Below are 17,582 nucleotides of genomic sequence, written 5' to 3'. Positions count from 1 at the left end.
GAGCGTGCCGGTGGCACCCAGTTGTGCCACCGCTCGTCATACCGGAAATTTATGAAAAACAGCAGAAAGGCTGGCGATTCGCACCCGCAGCACCCGTGCGTACGGTGCATTACAAACGGCCACGAGCCGTGCGTCTTTTCTTCGCAGCGCCTTGCGCGCTGCGCAGCCGCGTCCAGGCAAGGGCGGGCTGCCCCCGGCAGGGGGCTCTTTTTCTTCGCCGGCACCAGCCGGCCCCAAAATTGCATTGCAGATATCCTCCCGATGTGAATAGTGGAGCGTGGCGGGCAGACCTTCAGCTGAAGGATAAACATCATGCCCAAAATGACCGATCGCGAGCGGCTCGCGAAGATCGAAGCCGGTCGCCGCAAACTCGACGAGGAAGCCGACACCGTGCGGCAATCCCTTCGCGCCCAATATGCCGCGCACATATCCCAGATTGCCGTCGAACAGTTGAGCGAGCGCGAGTTCAAGGACCTGCTCACACATGCAATCCGGGTCGGCGGCGCGGCCGCTATCACGGCCCTCAAGGCGTTGCCCATCACCGCCGCCATAACCCAGACGTCGCCGGAACGGCGTCCCAGCGACGAGCACGGCGGAGCCGCGCGCAGGAGGCCAGCGCTTCCTCCAAGCGCCGGATCGCCGGGCGACGGGGCCGGCAGCAGGCCGGCTCCCTGAGCCCGGCGATACTCTCCCCAGGCACAAAAAAAGGGCGCTGGCGGAGGGCCGAACCCTTCCACCAGCGCCACTGCCCCGTTCGTCAACCTGCCCGGCGTTGCTGGCCTGCCAACGTGAAGAAATGCGCCGGCACCCCAGCCTCCCGCACCATCCGCGCGAGGTTCGACTGTATTCCCGATCCCTCGCAGACGATCGCTTCGACCGGCTTCAACCGTAGCAGCGCCTCGTTGCGCGCGAACCCGGCCCGCTGTCCCAGCCGGTGATTGAGCGTGAAGGCGATGAGCTTCACCTTCCGGCTCGCGGCCCACGCAGCGGCGATCGCGTCGCAGCCCTTGGCCTGGGCCGTCGTCGCAAGAAGCATCGAGGGGACCCGTGCCTTGATCTGGTCGAGCCGCTCCCAGAGCTGGGCGTGATCCTCCCATTGCTGTCCCCCGGAGAATATGACAACCGGACCTTGCGGCGCCAGCGCTTCGTTGCGCCTGTTGCGGCGTGCGGCCAGGAAGTCGGTGGCGGCGATCACCGAAGCGGTGCGTTTGCTCGAGACCAGCGTGCCGCGTGGTGCCGACCAGGGCCGTCCGGTCTCGACCCGGAAGAGATCGGCGCCATGGTCGCGCATGCAGGCGATAGCCTCGCGCGCCTCGTCGAGTCCGTGGCAGAGCGCCTGCGCCTCCTCCAGATTGGCCGTGGCAATCTCGCCGCCGTCGCTTTCGCGGATGAGCTGGCCCACCTGTCGCGCGGCCCTGTCGGCCTCGCCATCCAGCTGATCGGCGAGCCTGTGGAAGCTGTGCACCAAACCCCAGGCGAGCCGTTCGGACAGGGCTTCGAGCCGCGTGTCCCGCAGCAGATCGAACAGCGTCGTCACCATCAACTCGACCCCAAGTTGCATCGCCAGCGGGTCAGGCATGTCGGCTGTGATAGCCTCGTCGCTGCTCCCCAGCCGCACCGCGTCGGCGGTTTGGGCAAAGGCGGCGGCGAAGCGGTCTGATGCTTGCCTCGTCTCTTCGGCGAAGAACCCGGCGATATCGGCAAAGCGGGCGGCGGTGGTGGTATCGGTCGTCATGAAAACCTCCTTTTTCTGAAGAGGTTTGTCCCCCTGCACGGGCTCCGAGCGGCGGGGTCAAGGACCGCGAAGCGGCCGCTCCGCGGCGGTGGGGGCAACGATTTTCTCTGGCGGCCGCGGAGCAAGGAAGGAAACGCCGACGTCCGCTCCGCCAGGGAAAATGGTGGGGCCCCGCCGTCCTTGAGGCCGACGCGGTCCCGTGCCACAATCGGACGTCTTGAGAGAGAGGAAGAGCTACCCTGCGGGGGGCTCGATGCCCCCCGCAGGGTAATGTGGAGGGCACCGCGCTCGCCCCGGGCGCCTCTGGCCTTCTCCTGTCGTCCCAGAGAATGGCCGAGCTTACCAGTTGAACCTCTGCAACCCGTCCACCTCATCAGCATCGCAGTCGAACAGGATGTAGGCACAGTCCAGCGACCGGGCGAACCGCTGAACCTCGGCAAGCTCTGACGGTATGCGCGCAGCATCATCGCCCTCGACCACAAAGGTCGAGACGAACCATCCATACCAGGTGGCGGCGACCGTGAGGGGTTGGAATTCGACCGGCAGACTGGCCCAGTTCGCCAGAAGCTGTGAGGTTGCAAGGCTCACATGAGCGGTGCTAAGGACAAGATGCCTTCCAAATTCAAGCGGCGCTTTGCCCGGGTCCTGAGGCCTGCTTGAGGGCGGCTCAGGCGGGCGGTACATAGGCATCGTAGGGATTGCCGTCGTGAAGATGCCCGAAGGGCGTCATCACATAATCCCTTTCCTCTCGTCCGACCGCACAGATCACATAGCGCGGGACGCCTGTTGCAGCGTCCCTGCATTCGAGCAGCGCCAGATCGCCCTGCTCCGCCGCGCGGAGCAGGGTCTCGAAATTGCGCCTATATCCTTCGGGAATAGCCATATCCGCCTCCTTATGCCGCGTTGCGCCGGCGCAGCTTTATGTCGGGTGCCTGGCCCTCGCGCCTGAAGGCGTGGATCGGGACGCCCGCCTCGCGCAGGAGCTGGTAGAGATTGGCCTGAAGCCCCGATCCCTCGCACAGGAGCGCCTCGACGGGCGCGAGATCGACCAGCTTGCGGTTGCGCGCAAAGGCGACCTTGGAACCAGTGCCGTAGAGCCCGTAGGTCACTAGCGGAACCCGCTTTTCGGGCCGCGCTGCCCAGGCCGCGGCGATCGCGTCAGCTCCTTTGCGCTGCCCTGTCGTGACGAGCGTCATGTTCGGCACGCGCGCGTGGATTGCATCGAGCCTGTCCCAGATCTGCTGGAAATCATGCCAGAGCGCGGGTCCTGAAAAGACCACGATGGGGCCCTGGGGCATGTGCCGTTCACGGGCCGCAAGCTGCCGGGCGCGCAGGAAATCGAGCGCGTCGATCTGGCTTGCGCCGCGCGCCGTGGGCTTGCTGCCACGGGACGGTGACCAGGGCCAGCCCGAGAGCGCGCGATAGGTTTCCGCAGCGAAATCGCGCATCGTCTCGACTGCGGCGCGCTGCTCGGCCACGGTCTGGCACAGCAGCTGCTTTTCCTCGAGCTCGCGCGCATAGACCTCGCTTGGATCATAGGAACGGGCAAGGTCGCCCAGTTCCCGCGCAAGGCCGTCTTCGCGCCGCTCGAGCTTGCTGGCAACAAAGTGGAAGGAGTTGACGAACCCCCAGGCGATCTCGGGCGCGAGCGCTTCGAGCCGGGTGTCGCCAAGAAGATCAAATAGACAGGCAATGACGCCCCCGCAATCGGCCTGGACCGCGAGCGGTTCGGGCATGTCGAGTTCGGCGGGCGCTTCGCCCGGCCGGGAGACAGTGAGGCCAAGCGGCTCACCGAACACGGCCTGGAACTCCGGGCTGGCGGTCATCTCTGAATATAGCTGGCTCAAGTCAGCGAAGCGGTGCACGCTCTGCGCTGCGATACTGGTCATGACGATGCTCCATGGGCATGAGAAGAAAGGCCCCGGGGAGGCCTGGGCCTCCCCGGGGACACGCCATCAGGCGAACGGGATTTCCTGATCGAGGGAGGTGCCCGCCTCCATCAGGCCGCCGTCATCGCCCGCGGTGCTGCCGCCAAAGCCGCCCTCGCCCCGCGGCGCATAGTCACGGCCGCTGTCCGCGCTCCGGCTCGGACCGAAGGCATCGCGCGGCTGCTTGCGCCGCCAGGCGACGCGATAGCCTTCCTCCTCATTGCCAAAGAGCGCGATCGGGAGCGGCTCGCCCAGGCTCGGATCGTCGATCGATCCCTGGAGGAACAGTTCGCCGGTCGTGTTCTTGGCGACCGCCTCCCAGAGCGCGCCGATCTGTACCCAGCGGTTGCCGACATTGAGCGCGAGTATCTCGAAGACGGGCGCCATGGCGTGGGCGCTGTCGACCTTGCGGAGACCAAGCTTGGGGAGGTCGATCGTCCGCGTGGCGATCCAGCCGATGATGCGGCCGTTGACGATCTTGAATTCACCGATGTTCATGAGACTTTCCTTCGACACTATGTCGCTCGGCCAATCCGAAACGACACCCGCCAAAGGCCCCCTCCACTCTCCTGCGCTCAGCCTGTTCCAGACACGCTGCCGCATCGACAGGACGGTCTTGGCCTCCAGTAAATACCGCCGGTCACAAGCTATTTTGCAGGCAGTTCGAGCGGCCATGAACGCGATACAGTCAGGACGATCGCCGCCCACGCGCGCCAGCGCCGGCGCGCAGCGCACGGGAGGCCGACCTCGATGCAAGCGCCGACGCACCCAAAGCCGTTCGCACGCCCGCGCTGACTCATCTCTCCTTTCTCGCCCGCGCCCTGCCTTTCCGGCAGCGGATCGCAACCCGGCAGGGCCGAGATCCGGCGAAGCCGGCGCTCGGTCGGAGCGCAGCGGAGATAAGAGCCGCGGTGCCCGCGCAGCGGGCAGCGGGCAGCCGCCACCCATTGCCCTTCTCCCACGCCAGCACATGGCCTGTTCGCCACGCCCTTTCCGCATTGCTGAGGCATGCGACGGCAATCCGCGCTTCCAGATCAAAGCGCGAACATATAGGCTCGGCCGATGTCCGTCATATCGCGAGAATTGCCAGCGCCTAAAAGCTGGCAGGATTTTGAGAATCTGGCCTTCGACGTCTATCGAAGATTGTGGAAGACCAACGATGCCGAGTTGCATGGGCGCCAGGGGCAGCCGCAGGCGGGCGTCGATGTCTATGGCACCGACAGGGTTGAGCAGAAATATACCGGTGTCCAGTGCAAGGGGAAGGATGGCGACCTGCGCGCGGCGGTCACGGCAACCGAGCTGCGGGACGAGGTTGCAAAGGCGCGGACGTTCCAGCCGCCGCTCGACGTCTTCATCCTGGCGACCACCGCGCCCAATGACCAGGCGATCCAGAGAATCGCGCGTGAGATTAGCCAAGCTCATGCCAGACTTGGCCTGTTCGAGGTCAGGGTCACGGGCTGGACGACGCTGCGCAGCTTTGTCGCCGACGATCAAGAAGTGCTGCTCAAATATTATCGGGATCTCGCGCCCGTCGACGTGATTGGCCAGATCGCCGCAGGCGCCGAGCAGAATGCCGCGGGCTTCGCACAGATGGACATGCTGATACGCAGCGCTACGCGGATGCTCACGCAATCCCGGGAAGCGACCAGCCCTGACGATCCCCTCGCCGCGCATGTCATGGAGATCGGCAAGCTCATCAGCGACGGGTCGCCGCGCGCCGCCATCCGGGCGCTTGAGCGGATACAGGCAGACCATGACGCAACCGCCAGCCCGCTCGCGCGCTATCGCCTCCTCGCAAGCCTCGGCAATGCCCATTATGCGCTGGGCGAGGAAGACCATGCGATCGCACTGTTCCATGCAGCCTTCGAGGCACATCCGGATTTCTCCAACGCCAGGGCAACCAGGGCGATGGCGCTTCTCCTGGAGGGCAAGCGCGAGGAGGCCGAGCCGATCGCCAGCGCCGCTTTCGAGGACGACCGGACGTCTGTCGGCAATGCAGGCATCTGGATCGACACGATGCCGCTCGAGCGGCCCATAGCGCAGATCGAAACCGCGCTCCCGCCCGCGCTTGTCGAGACGCTCGACATCCAGCTTCGTCTGGCGCTGCGGTCGGGTGAAATTGGCGATGCCGATCGCCACCTTGCCCATGCGCAGGCGGCTCTTGCGATCGCGCCGGAGGACTGGCGCGCCCTGGCGACGCTGGGAGAAGCGCTGGTCCAGCCGCTCTCCGCGCTCGACGGGCTGGGGATCACCCATGATGTGCCTGCGCATCTCCACGCAGACGTGGAACGCGCGATCGGGCTCCTCAAGACAGCATGGAGGAAGCTTCTAGACCAGGATTCCAGCTTTCAGGGGCGGCATGTTTCGGCGAACCTTATCAGCCTGCTCGGCATCGTCGGGCGCGAGGCGGAGGCTGATCAGACTCTCGATGAAGCGCTTGGCGCTTTTCCCCATTATGAGCCGCTCGCTATATTCGCGGCTCGCCGATCTGCAGCCAATGACGACTGGCGCGCAGTCGCGGCCACGCTCGATGCGCTGCCGCAGGACGCGCTGACCTTCGACGCTTTCTTGTTGAGGACCCACGCCGCGCTCCAGTTGAAGGATGGCGCCGGCGCTGTCCTCTGGGCCGGGCGGATGCAATCGGCCGATGTCGGGCAGCCCGCGATGGCCGAACGGGCCGAACTCGTCGAGGCGATGCAGGTCCATGCCGCTATGCTGGGCAGCGCCGATGCTGCTGCGCTCATTACCGACGCCATTGCGAAACGACCAGGATCGATCGTCGTGCGATCCGTGCTGTACGATGCCCTTGAGGCGGAGGATCCTCTGCGCGCAAAGCTGGCGAGCGAAATCAGCAGTCTTGCGCAGGGTGACCTGAGCCTGCGCGAGCGCATGCACGCGGCCGAGACCCTTTATGCGCAGGGCCATTATGGCATGGCCGCGGATCTTTATGCGGCCGTGCACGGAGGGCAGGATAATTACGCGCTGCGACGCCGGCTCCAGGCGCTCAACCTTGCGGACCGGCGGGCAGAGGCACGCAGGCTGTTCGAAACGCTCCCACCTGCGCAGCGCGCCTCGGATGGCTATCTTCCTGTCGGCGTCGCCATTTACGAAAGCGCCGGGCTTTTGAAGCCGGCGCTTAAGCTTTTGGAGAGCGCGCTCCAGCAGCATGACGTGCTGCGCAACAGGCTCATCTGGATCCAGCTTCTCGTTCGCCTCGGCCGCTCCGACGAGATGCGCGACTGGCTGGACCGGGTATCTGAAGATATCGAGGGTGCGCCGATCGAGCTCATCGCCCTCGCCCAGCTGGTCGACCGCTATCTGAGTAATGCAACCAAGGCGCTGTCGCTGGGCTATCGTGCCTTGCGAACCGGCTATGGGCATCCAAGGATCCACCTTGCTTACGCCCTGGGCCTGATCGTCGGCGGCCGCGCCAGCAGCGTGACGATGGCGGCGCCCCAGGTGATCCAAGCCGGCGCGGGCGTCGTCCTCATCAATGACGCGACGGGTGAGGAACTGCACAGGATCATCGAGACGGGGCCGGCCCCGGCTGTGGAACGGGACGAGCTCTCCCCCGACGAGCTATTTGCAAAAAGGCTGCTGGGACTGCGAGTGGGCGACAGCATCGCGTTTACAAAGCTGGGCGTCGGACCGCAAAGCTATCGGGTGGCCGAGGTCCAGACCCCCTCCCTGTTCGCGTTTCGCCGAACCATGCGGCAGTTTCCGACCCTCTTCCCCGACAATCCTGCGTTCGGCTCGTTCACGATCGACGAGAGCAAGGGCGATGACCGGTTCGAGGAGATGTTCGCCATGGCCCGCAACCGGGCCGCGAAGGGGCAGCAGCTCGAGACCCTTTATCGCGACGGCGTGATCCCGATCCCCATGTTCGCGCGGCTGAGCGGGGCGGATATTTTCGAAATTTGGGAGAATTTCAGGCAGAAGAACAGCCTTGGTCTCAAAGTCGCGATGGGCGTGGAAGACGAGTTCGCGACCGGACGGGCGGGAGCACAGGCTGGCATCGCGGTGGTGGCCCCACTCTGCGTCTATGCCTGGGCGCGCATGGGTCTTGGCGCGGTGATCGCCAAGCTCTCCAATCGCCTCGCCATCGTTCAGTCCACCATCGATTCGCTGCGGCAGCTGGTCGAGGAACGCGAAGGCCGTCGCGGCCGCAAAACGGGCACGTTCGGTTATGATGGCGAGCGATATTTCTTTATCGAGATGACGCCGGAGGCCGCTGCGCAGCAGCTCGCCGACGCCAGGTCCGCGCTCGATCTCGCCCGAAGCCTTCCGCTCGTGGCCGCCGAATCCGATCAGGCCCTGCCTGAGGGTGTCGCCGAACTGATTGCCGACCTCGACCCAGCCTATCATGACAGCCTGATCGCGGCCCTGGCGCCCAGACGCGCGCTCCTGACCGATGATCTGGGCTTGCGGGTGATCGCGCAGGCGGCCGGCGCACAGGTCTGCTGGACGCAGCCGCTGGCCCAGGTGGCGCTGAGTTTGCAGGCGATCACCCATCCAGAATATCGGCAGATCATAGATGCCCTCTTCGATGCCAATCATGCCTTCGTCCAGTTCAACGCCGCCGATGTCATAGGTGAACTGCAGGACAGCGCGTGGACGGCCAATGACCGCCTGCGCGACTATGCCCGCCTGCTGACGAGCGAGACGCTCGACCAGACCCATGCCGCGATGGTCATGGCCGAGCTGTTGCTCAATTCCAGCCAGATCGCCGGCATCGCCCGGGCTGTCATCTTCCCCAATCTGGTGTTCGAGGTCGCCGGCGAGCTTGGTCGCGCGGAACATCTGCGCGCATTCATGGGCGCTGCCAGGGCCGCCGCCCAACATATTCAGACCCGTGCATTCAACCGCAGGCTGTTGCCGCCGCGGCTCATGCAAACGACCCACCTCACGCCCATAGACGCTCTGGCGGTGATGTCGGCGCGAAGGGCAGAGAAATTTGTCACGCGATTTTGGGACGCGCTCGAGGCTGCAGGGCTGAAAACCGGCGATTAAGCCAACCCCATCGCTCAGACCACAAGCGCAATCAGCACTTCATGCATAGCTGGCGGCGAGACGCTCACCCGCACCGGCTGCAGGGGACAGGCGGTGCGGATCACATATTGCCTGTCGCCGCTGCTCTCGCGCAAACGGACCGCAACCGCATAGGCGTGAGGGAAGGAGGCGAGCCGGGCCCGGGCCGCATGCGCGAAGGGCGCACTATGCGCAGCGTTGCACAAGAGGTCCGGCGCGCCCTCGTCATTGGCAGCTTCCCGCCTCATGTGCGGATCGCCCCGGCGATGATCGCCTGCGCGCAATAGTCGCTGAGCGGCTTGCGCGCGCAAAAACTGGGGTCGCGCTCGACGCCCAGTCCAATATGTCCGCGCACTGCCAGCAGCTCGGAGAGGAGGACAGGCCCGAGTTCGGGATAGCCAAGGCCCAGATCGCAAAGCCCCCAAAGCATGAGATCTTGCCCGTCAGCCTCGGCCCAGGCGATGAGCCAGGTACATGCCGCGTCCGGCGTAAAGAACTTCACGACAGGACAGGGATCGAAATCCGGCTCGCGCACGAGCCGCGCGCCATTCTCCAGCAGCATTTGCGTAATTTCAGGGGTGACAAGTTCCATGGACAATCTCCCAGGCAACCGAAAGGCGCCATAGCCTGCGGCGCCCCACTATCGCCCCCTCCCCTTTACCAAGGTCGCGCCACCTCAGTCCGTGCAGAACCCGGCGCCGGACTGGCGTTCGGCAGCCGCCAGACGCCATTCGGCAAGCGCCGCATCGCCCCTTCTCCTGAAGGTCGGGCGCAGTTTGAACGGACGCGGGTCACAGACGATGCGCCAGCGTCGATCGGCATAGTTGCGCGACACGCAGCCGATAGCGCCGCCAGGATAGAGGATGCCGTGGACATATCAGCCGCCATGGCGCCAGCGCGAATAGGTAAATCTGGGCATCCCGCTCATCCTGCACAAGGCCCGCGAAGATCGCCGTCTTCCGCTACGCCCCGGGGCACCTGAAGCCGGCGCCGCAGGCGTCCCGCCTGGATCATGATCGGGATCGTCATCCGGCTCGTGCGGCCCCCTTCCTCAACCTGCGCGACAAGGCGAAGGCCAGGAATGCGCTCATCATGATAGACGCTGTCGCGCGCCCGGGCCCGGCCTAGGCGCGCGGCCTCACAAGGGTCGGATGCCTCGATCCGGTAACGCTCCTGCGCGAAATTAATGCCGTCGGTCTCGAACCGGACCGATACGATATAGGTGCACGGATGCTGGTGCAGCTGATGGGTCATCGCCATTCTCCTGATGTTAGGGTTGTCTGAGATGCGCTGGCGCCCGGACAACGGGTTCGGGTACCGCTGGTTCAGTTGACCTTCTGGAGGAGCCGCTTCGCCTTGCCTTCCAGTTCGAGACGGGAATCCTGGTTGGCGCGCGTGCGGGCGAGCGCGGTGATCCCCTGCACGAAATCATAGACGCTGGCGGGCGGGTGGCCTTCTTCGTCCAGGACCTGGGCGATGATCCTTGCCGTGTCGCCCTTCGAAAACCCCTGGGTCCGCAGGAAGCTCTCGCGGTCCTCGTCCTTGCGCGCGACGATCCGGTCCCGAGCGGCGCGGATGCCCTGGATGAAATCGCCGGGCGAAGAGTCTGCGAACTGCGTGAGAGCGGGCGCTGCCTGAGCGGCGAACCGGTTCGCGGCGAATTTCGAATGGCGGATGCTGATCTCCTCGAAACTCTCGACGCCCCAAAGATTGCGGTTCATGCAAACAGCCCGGAGATAGAAGGTCGCGATCCCCAGCGACTTGGCACCGACCTCGCTGTTCCAGCAGTAAAAGCCCCGAAAATAGAGATCGGGATCGCCATTGGGCAGCTTGCCCGCCTCGATCGGGTGGGTGTCGTCGACGAGGAAGAGGAAGACGTCGCGGTCCGAGGCATAAAGGGTCGTCGTCTCGGCGCTGATATCGACATGGGGGTTGTAGACCATGCTGCCCCAGTCGAGGACGCCGGGCACCTTCCAGCGCGTGTCGCCCGTGCCGTTTCCGGCAAAACGCATGACGGCCTCGACCAGCTCATGGTCCCAGATGCGGCCATAGTCGGGACCGGTGACGGCGCGCAGTTCCGTCCTGCCATCGCTGGTCTCGAGCAGCTTCACATGCTCACCCCTATGGGCAATGAGGCCATGCTGGAGATTGATGCCGGCAAGGGCGGCGGGAAGGTCGCGCAGATAGCCTGCCGGCGCGCCGACCAGGCTGCAGAGCTGGCCGAAGGACCAGTGGGTCGGCGCAACCGGGGCCGACGAGCCTGGCGAGACAAGCGCCAGACGCTCGGAGTTGTCGCTCTGCGCCTGGACACGGATGGCGCGGCTCTCGACGATGCGTGTCGAGGCGACGTCCGCGCGGGCACGGACGCGATTGTAGAGCGTCTCGAGCGAGAGGAAACGCTCGTCGTCGGGACGGTTGAACCATTCGGACGAGACGCGGCCGATATTGTGGCCGCGGCTGATATCAACCTTGAAGCCCCCGGTGGCGGGCCGGTCGAGCGAGGAAAGTGCGGTCATGGAGGTCTCCTGCTGACAGATTGGACCCGCTTCCTTGCGAGCCCAACGTCAGCACTCCCCCTTCCTCCCTGCCCCGATACCGCCTCTTAGCACTCGATCAGACGATAGCCGCGCGGTCGGAGGATCGCGCGCACCCAGTCTTTCTCGAGCCTGCACCCTTCCGTCTCGAGCCTGATCGCATCATCGGCGCGGTCGAACAGCGCGACGCAAAGCGCGTCGGAATCCAGGCGCGAGCGATATTGAATGCCGTCGAGCCCGCCAAGGGCATGGGCCATCGCCGAGATACGCTGGGTCGCCTCATAGGGCGTTCCCGGCAAGGCCGGATCAAAGTCTGCGGAGACGGTGGCAGATGTGGTCCGGAACCAGGCGAGACCTGGACCATGGACGCGTGCCAGCCGAAGCGCGCGCGTGGTCATGAACGTGGAAAAGCGCTTGCTCGCTATGACATCCCAGAGAATGTCGCGCTCGGCTGGCGTGCGCAGGATCGTCTCGGCAAAGGGTCCGACAAGGCTTTTGCCGAGATAGAGCACACCATAGCGCCGGTCCGGATCGTCCCAGCGCCATTGCGCATCCTTGCGCCCATACCAGTGCGCGCCGCGGGAAAGAGCATGGACGCGGAAGAGACGCTGGCCTGCCGCGATGCGCGAAACCGGCGGCATGGTCGAGCCGGCCATCGTCAGTCCGCGCGCGCCTGCGCCGCGCGCACAAGCCGCGCGATATCGGCCTCGCTTCCGGCCAGGAGGTCGAGCGGCCGCGCATCGCCCAGGGCCTCGTCACCACAGACCAGGAACTGGAGCACCGCCCAGCCGCCAAGATCGGCGGACGCGGCGAGAATGCGCCCTATGGCTGGGCGAACCGCATTGCCGTCGAACTGGCAGGCCGGAAAGAGCTTGGATCCATTGTCATCGACCATAAGGAGCCGATGCTCGCGCGCCGCCTTGTAGACCGCCTGCACGGTCTTGTGGCCAAGGAGCCTGCGGACAGCCTCGGCATCGAACGCGCCGCCGGCCCCCTCGATCATCCGCCGCTTGAAGGCGATGGCATTGGTGATATCCTCAGCCTCACCCGGATCACCGGCTTCGACCGCCGGGATGCTCCTTGCAATATTGAAGACGAGCGAGGCGATATCGACGCTGCTTGCCGCAGCCGTCTTGGCTGCGAGCGGCATCATCTTGATGATTCGGTCGGTGCTTGCCAAAATCCGATCGCGCAGGATCTGATCGATATCGACACCCGATTTGGCAACAGCGCGGGTCATCCCGATCCTCCTCGTTGAACTTGTTTTCTATAACAGGCTTGATGAACAAATTCAACAATGCCCAAGCAGACGGCGGCATTGCGTTGCACAGGCGGCGCAGCTTTTCAGGAATTGCACTTCAGTCGCCCGGCAGCGTCGTAATTCGCCGGATCCGCGGCAGGCATGTCCCACCCCAAGACCGATCCGGCTTCCATAGCGGCAATCTGGCCGGGTGTAGGCAAGAAGGTCGCGTTGAATTGCTCCACTGTCATATCGCCCGGCATCCGCCAGTGACCGCTCTCGCCGCGTTTGAGGATGATGGGATCGCCCGTCTCTCCATGATAGGTCGCGCACATCACCGGCAACCGGTCGAGCAAGGCGATACGCTGCTCGGCCTCTGCAAACGCCTTGGGCCGCAGCGCGTGGAGCCAGCTCGGCCCGAACTGGTTGCGCACCATGCGCAACGCAGCGCCCAAGGGCTCATTTTCGTCGGTCCCGTTCATCCAGTGCAGGCTAAGCGCCGATTTCCAGGTCCGGCCATGGCGCTGGCGAAAGAGGAGCAGCGCGCGCCACTGCTCGATGCTGGGGTCGTTCATACAGCTCTCCTGCGATTGGCGATGAGGCCTTTGCCTGCATGGTCGTGCGACGATCAGTGCGGGCAGCCCGCAACGATTGGGCGGTCAGGCTGCCGCGCTGGCTGGTCCTTCGTCCAGCGCTGCCTGCATGCTGCCCAGCACCTCTGCAGCGCGGTTCGCTGGCACGAACAGACGGGTGCGATATTGAATGATCTCGGTAAAGCAGCCGAGCGCCTTGAGCGCGGAGAGCTGCGCGGTCGGATAGTCCTTGATCTCGAGGCGGATCGCATCATTCACATGCACCCGTGCCAGACGCGCGCCCGAGAGCCAGGGGATGGGAACACCATGCACCCCTCGCGCACCCGCGATCAGTTCGCCAGGCGACAAAGCGAGGGCCATGTCGATGCCAAAGGCCGAGGCCAGCTTGGCAAGGCCCGCTGGCGAGATGATGCGGCCCAGAACCGACTTGCCTTCAGCATCCGCGATCCGCCAGACCCTTAGATCATCGTCGGGCAGCCGGTTCCAGACCGGGAGAAGAAGACCGGTAGCGATATTGATTGATTCGACGTCGATGCGGCTGCCCAGTTCTGAGACTTCAACGGCCCAGGCGGCTGCAAACTCACTCCGCCCGACCGGTTCCCATGCGGTCTCGGCAAGCCGGTCGTCGCGCACGCGTTCGGCACCCCCGGGTCGCACCAGCTCCCAGACGCATATCTCCTCGCCCTCATTGTCGAGGATCGACCAAGATGGGACCCGCAGCGCCACCCGCCCGGACCGCGCATTGCGAAGATACGCCACACGCTGCGACGTCTCCCAGCGTGCCTGGACATCGGCCAGCACGGTCGGCCGGCGCCGACGATGGAGTTCGAGGCGGGAAAGCCAGGTCTCAGCCCCGGTACCAGGATCGCGGCGCAGGAGCAGCTGCTCGACCGCCACGATCTTCTCGACGATGATGGTCTCGACGCCGACATCGAGGGTGCCGCGCTCGCGCGCCGCATCGATGCGCGCCTGGATGAGCGCCATATATTCCTCGAAGATGGCGTTCTGGGTCCCGATCCGCAGCGCCAGCAGGCGGTTGAGCCAGCGCTGGATTGGCGGCAGGTCGTCAAGCAGGCCGCCACCCTCGTCGGACAGCAGCTTCAATCCCGTCATTTCGACGAAGCGCTCGAGGGTCGTGCTCTTGAGCTTGCCGCGATACAGCAGCGAATACCATTGCAGGAGCGCTTCGCGGGCATAGTCGCTTTCCAGATTATCCATCGGATCGAAAAGATTCTGGCCCCCGGTCTGTCGCTGTCCGCGCGTGAGCGCCCCCAGACTGTCGAGCCGGCGGGCGATCGTACTGATAAAGCGTCGCTCGCCCCTGCAGTCGGTCGTCACTGGCCGGAAGATGGGCGCCGTCACCTGGTTGGTCCGGTTCGTGCGTCCAAGTCCCTGGATCGCAGCAGCGGCGCGCCAGCCCGGCTCGAGGAGGTAATGGACCCGCCGCTTGTGCGCCGAGCCGCAGCTGCGGTCGGCATGATAGCTTCGGCCCGTCCCGCCTGCATCGGAGAAGATGAGGCCGGGCTTTAGGCCTGCCATGAAGGCGTTGGTTTCAGAGATATTGCTGGCTGGTGTGCGGCGATCGAGCCTTTGTCGGCCCTTACCATCGCGCAGGATCCGGCGGGACCGACCGGTGACCTCGGCGATCTGGTCGGGACCAAAATGCGCGATAAGGGCATCGAGCGCGCCGGGAATGGCGGGCATGGCGCACAGCTGCTCGACAAGATCGTCGCGGGCCCGCAGCGCAGTGGGGGAATGAACCGCATTGCCGGCCGCATCCGTCATCGGCTCGGAGCGGGCCTCCCCGTCCGGATCCTTGAATATCTTCATCTGCCGGGTCGGAAAGGCGGCCTGCACATAGTGAACCATGAGCTCGCGCGGGCTGAGCTCGATATCGAGATGGGCGCGCTCCTGTGCCGACAGGCTGGCCAGATGCCGGTCGAGCATGGCCTGGGCGGTGGTCACCAGCTGCATCACCGCCTGTCGGCCGCTTGCCATATCGGACTCGACCGCTTCGATTAGCGTCGGCAGCTTCATCGCGATGAGGAGCTGGGCGAAGAAACGCTGTTTCGCGCTTTCAAAGCGTGACAGCGCAGCGCCCTTGGCCTGCGCGTTCAGAGACTTGCCGGTCATGCGGTCGGTGATCGCGGTGGCCTTGAGCGCCTCATCGAGATTGCGGTGGATGAGCGCCCAGGCGTCCGCATAGGCGTCATAGATCTCGATCTGCTCGCTCGTCAGGCGATGCTCGAGCGGATCATATTCGACGCCCTCGAAGGTCAGCGCACGCGCTGTATAGAAGCCATGGCTTTGAGATCGCGCGCGACAATCTCCATCGCCGCGATCCCGCCGTCGCTGATCGCAGCCATGAACGCCTCGCGCGTTGGGAACGCAGCATTGCCCCAGAGACCAAGCCGTGCGGCGTAGCAGAGATTGGCCGGATCGGTGGCGCCGGTCGCGCTGTTGTAGAGGATCCGCGCGCGCGGCTGGAGGTTCTGGAGGCGCACGCCCGCAAGCCCCTGTTCGGAGCCCTTCTGCCCCCCGAATATCGTCTGCGTCCCCGCCGCGTTCGCCATCTCATGGGCCTCGTCGAAGGCGATGACGCCTTCGAAATCGGTTCCCAGCCAAGCGAGGATCTGCTGGAGCCGCGACTGACGATCGTCGCGCTGCGATCGCAGCGTCGCATAGGTGAGAAAGAGGATGCCGCTCTCCATTTTAAGACGATCCCCGACCGGTGTGGCATCAAGCGGCTGGATGTCGATCGCGAGGCCGCCAAGCGCGGTCCAGTCGCGCCGCGCATCTTCAAGGAGGCTCGCACTCTTCGAGATCCAGACCGCGCGCCGCCGACCCCTGCACCACTGGTCCATGATACAGGCTGCAATCTGCCGTCCCTTGCCGACGCCGGTCCCGTCGCCGACCATGAACCCCGCGCGGTAGGTCGCGCCCTCGGCATGGGCGTGTAGCAGCGTGCCAGCTTCATTGGGCGCAAAGCGCCCGGGCAAATCGCGCTCGAAGGCCTGGCCTGCATAGATGACGGTCTCGAGCTGCGCGTCCGACAGGGTCCCGACCGCGCGCGGCGGAAGCATCGGCCGGTAGCTTGGAACGGGCGGCAGTATCGACGACATCGCCATCGACTCGACAAGGCGATCGGGATGCGGCGCAGCGCCAGGAATGCGCATGCGCTTCATTTGCCAGGGGACATAGATGCCGATCGGTTCCTGCGCCGCGGGCGCCTCTTCGGTGATGTCGTAGGATAGAAGCACAGGCTCGCCGCCGTCATCAACCGCTGCGGTAGGTGCGATCGGCCGCGTGGCGCTAAGCCCTGCAAAAACGCCGCCCGAGCCGCGTGGCAGGGCCGGCACGCCGGGCCTCGGCAACGGCGGCGATACCGTCGCTCCAGGACCACTCAGTCGCGAAGGGATTGTCGCGAGCAGCGCCTCGGCCTCGCCAAGGCTGTCTACATGGTGCCGCAGGGCACTGCCGTGCCAACCCTTGTCGAAGAGAATGATCCGTACCGAAATCGAGGTTCCGTGGGCGGCAAAGGTCTGGCCGTCGATCGTGCATTCCCATCTGGGTGGCACGCGCTCTGCAACGGTTCCATAGTCTTTGGCGCCCGACCCGTTCCTTGCAAAGCCGGGCGGCATGATCGCGACGCAGCGCCCACCGGGCGCTAGGCACTCGAGGGCCGCGTGAAGATGACGCGCGCCGGCATGGGGGTCTTGGCCCCGGCTTTGCGACCGCGCGAAGGGCGGGTTGATGAGGATGAGGTTCGGACGCTCGCCTTGGCCAAGCAGCGCATCGATATGCTCGCCGTCATGCTGCGTGACGGGCTGCCCAAAGGCGAGCGAAAGCAGGGCTGCGCGGCGCGGGTCCCGCTCGTTGAGGAGCATCCGTGCACCGCAAGCCTTGGCATGGACCACGAGCATGCCCGTTCCGGCCGAGGGTTCAAGCACAAGATCGGTGGGCTCGATCCCTGCGGCGCAGGCGACGAGCCAGGCGAGGCCAAGCGGGGTCGAGAATTGCTGGAGGTCGATCTGTCGCTCGGACCGATAGCGCTGGGTCGGAAGCTGATGGCCAAGCGCCGCACGAGCGGCGAACGCGCTTGCCGGGTCGTCCCACGCGACAAGGCTGCTCCCCACGTCGAGCACGCGCAGGACCTGCGCGATCTCGAGCGCATCATAGGCGTCGCGCATCGACCAGTCGCCGCAGGCGTCCGAACCGCCGACATGCGCACGCATCAGGCTGGATAGGGCCTTGCGGCTGATCGCACCGCCCTGGCCGAGCCGCTCGGCGAGGATTCGGGCGGCCGCAAAAAGCGCCGGGGCCATGGGATCGGAACAAGGCACGTCAATGGGCGCAGCGGATAGAGGCAGGGTCATGATCTTCTCCGAATTGGGGACAGAGGACGCAGGCGCCCTCGCCTGACGCTCTCCCCCCTTCCTCCCGGCGATGGGTTGAGCGGACGTCACCGCTGCTGAGGGCTATAAAGCGCCAGGGACCGTGATGGCGCGCGGTCCCTGGTTCGTC

At 65.2% G+C, this 17,582-nt stretch carries 16 protein-coding genes; 1 reads left to right on the top strand and 15 read right to left on the bottom strand.

Annotated features, from left to right (window positions below; genetic code table 11):
* Positions 1 to 36: 36 nt before the first annotated feature.
* The 6 genes from ACZ2HM_RS03505 to ACZ2HM_RS03480 form a co-directional block, all read right to left on the bottom strand.
* Positions 37 to 591, bottom strand: a complete 555-nt coding sequence (locus ACZ2HM_RS03505; RefSeq protein ID WP_470426266.1) for a hypothetical protein — start codon at positions 589 to 591, stop codon at positions 37 to 39.
* Positions 592 to 757: 166 nt separating this feature from the next.
* Positions 758 to 1,735 (bottom strand): DUF2493 domain-containing protein, encoded by a 978-nt coding sequence (locus ACZ2HM_RS03500; protein ID WP_169574572.1) that lies wholly within the window; start codon positions 1,733 to 1,735, stop codon positions 758 to 760.
* Positions 1,736 to 2,074: 339 nt separating this feature from the next.
* Positions 2,075 to 2,419, bottom strand: a complete 345-nt coding sequence (locus ACZ2HM_RS03495) for a DUF5983 family protein (protein WP_470426788.1) — start codon at positions 2,417 to 2,419, stop codon at positions 2,075 to 2,077.
* Positions 2,403 to 2,618 (bottom strand): DUF6117 family protein, encoded by a 216-nt coding sequence (locus ACZ2HM_RS03490; RefSeq protein ID WP_096063471.1) that lies wholly within the window; start codon positions 2,616 to 2,618, stop codon positions 2,403 to 2,405. The genes ACZ2HM_RS03495 and ACZ2HM_RS03490 overlap by 17 nt, the downstream gene beginning before the upstream one ends.
* Before the next feature lie 10 nt (positions 2,619 to 2,628).
* A complete protein-coding gene (locus ACZ2HM_RS03485) occupies positions 2,629 to 3,624 on the bottom strand; it encodes an SLOG family protein (protein ID WP_470426265.1) in 996 nt (331 codons plus the stop codon).
* 66 nt (positions 3,625 to 3,690) lie between these two features.
* Positions 3,691 to 4,161 carry a DUF736 domain-containing protein gene (locus ACZ2HM_RS03480; protein ID WP_169574576.1) on the bottom strand — a complete coding sequence of 157 codons (471 nt, stop codon included), beginning with the start codon at positions 4,159 to 4,161 and terminating at the stop codon, positions 3,691 to 3,693.
* 564 nt (positions 4,162 to 4,725) lie between these two features.
* On the opposite strand from ACZ2HM_RS03480, the gene ACZ2HM_RS03475 reads away from it, so the two are divergent.
* Entirely contained in the window at positions 4,726 to 8,673 is a 3,948-nt protein-coding gene (locus ACZ2HM_RS03475) for a PIN domain-containing protein (protein WP_470426264.1), read from the top strand.
* Positions 8,674 to 8,687: 14 nt separating this feature from the next.
* Here ACZ2HM_RS03475 and ACZ2HM_RS03470 read toward each other — a convergent pair whose 3' ends face one another.
* The 9 genes from ACZ2HM_RS03470 to ACZ2HM_RS03430 form a co-directional block, all read right to left on the bottom strand.
* On the bottom strand, positions 8,688 to 8,939 hold the full coding sequence (locus ACZ2HM_RS03470; protein ID WP_470426263.1) for a hypothetical protein: 252 nt from the start codon (positions 8,937 to 8,939) through the stop codon (positions 8,688 to 8,690).
* On the bottom strand, positions 8,936 to 9,283 hold the full coding sequence (locus ACZ2HM_RS03465; protein WP_408021794.1) for a DUF2958 domain-containing protein: 348 nt from the start codon (positions 9,281 to 9,283) through the stop codon (positions 8,936 to 8,938). Before ACZ2HM_RS03465 ends, ACZ2HM_RS03470 begins: the two co-directional genes overlap by 4 nt.
* Positions 9,284 to 9,615: 332 nt before the next feature.
* Positions 9,616 to 9,945 carry a hypothetical protein gene (locus ACZ2HM_RS03460; protein ID WP_470426262.1) on the bottom strand — a complete coding sequence of 110 codons (330 nt, stop codon included), beginning with the start codon at positions 9,943 to 9,945 and terminating at the stop codon, positions 9,616 to 9,618.
* Positions 9,946 to 10,016: 71 nt separating this feature from the next.
* A complete protein-coding gene (locus ACZ2HM_RS03455) occupies positions 10,017 to 11,207 on the bottom strand; it encodes a DUF932 domain-containing protein (RefSeq protein ID WP_470426261.1) in 1,191 nt (396 codons plus the stop codon).
* Between the two features lie 86 nt (positions 11,208 to 11,293).
* Positions 11,294 to 11,881 carry an RES family NAD+ phosphorylase gene (locus tag ACZ2HM_RS03450; protein ID WP_470426260.1) on the bottom strand — a complete coding sequence of 196 codons (588 nt, stop codon included), beginning with the start codon at positions 11,879 to 11,881 and terminating at the stop codon, positions 11,294 to 11,296.
* A 2-nt stretch (positions 11,882 to 11,883) separates the two neighbouring features.
* Positions 11,884 to 12,465 (bottom strand): hypothetical protein, encoded by a 582-nt coding sequence (locus ACZ2HM_RS03445; RefSeq protein WP_313924006.1) that lies wholly within the window; start codon positions 12,463 to 12,465, stop codon positions 11,884 to 11,886.
* A 104-nt stretch (positions 12,466 to 12,569) separates the two neighbouring features.
* Positions 12,570 to 13,040, bottom strand: coding sequence for a hypothetical protein (locus tag ACZ2HM_RS03440; RefSeq protein ID WP_470426259.1), 471 nt, complete (start codon positions 13,038 to 13,040; stop codon positions 12,570 to 12,572).
* Positions 13,041 to 13,124: 84 nt separating this feature from the next.
* Positions 13,125 to 15,191, bottom strand: coding sequence for a strawberry notch C-terminal domain-containing protein (locus ACZ2HM_RS03435; protein ID WP_470426258.1), 2,067 nt, complete (start codon positions 15,189 to 15,191; stop codon positions 13,125 to 13,127).
* A gap of 143 nt (positions 15,192 to 15,334) precedes the next feature.
* Complete coding sequence (locus ACZ2HM_RS03430; RefSeq protein ID WP_470426257.1) at positions 15,335 to 17,434, bottom strand: strawberry notch-like NTP hydrolase domain-containing protein; 2,100 nt, start codon at positions 17,432 to 17,434, stop codon at positions 15,335 to 15,337.
* Positions 17,435 to 17,582: the final 148 nt, after the last annotated feature.

This window comes from Sphingobium sp. KKT206 (genome assembly GCF_055640555.1).
The sequence above is the reverse complement of the archived record's forward strand: the minus strand, read 5'-3'. Positions and strand labels throughout refer to the sequence as shown.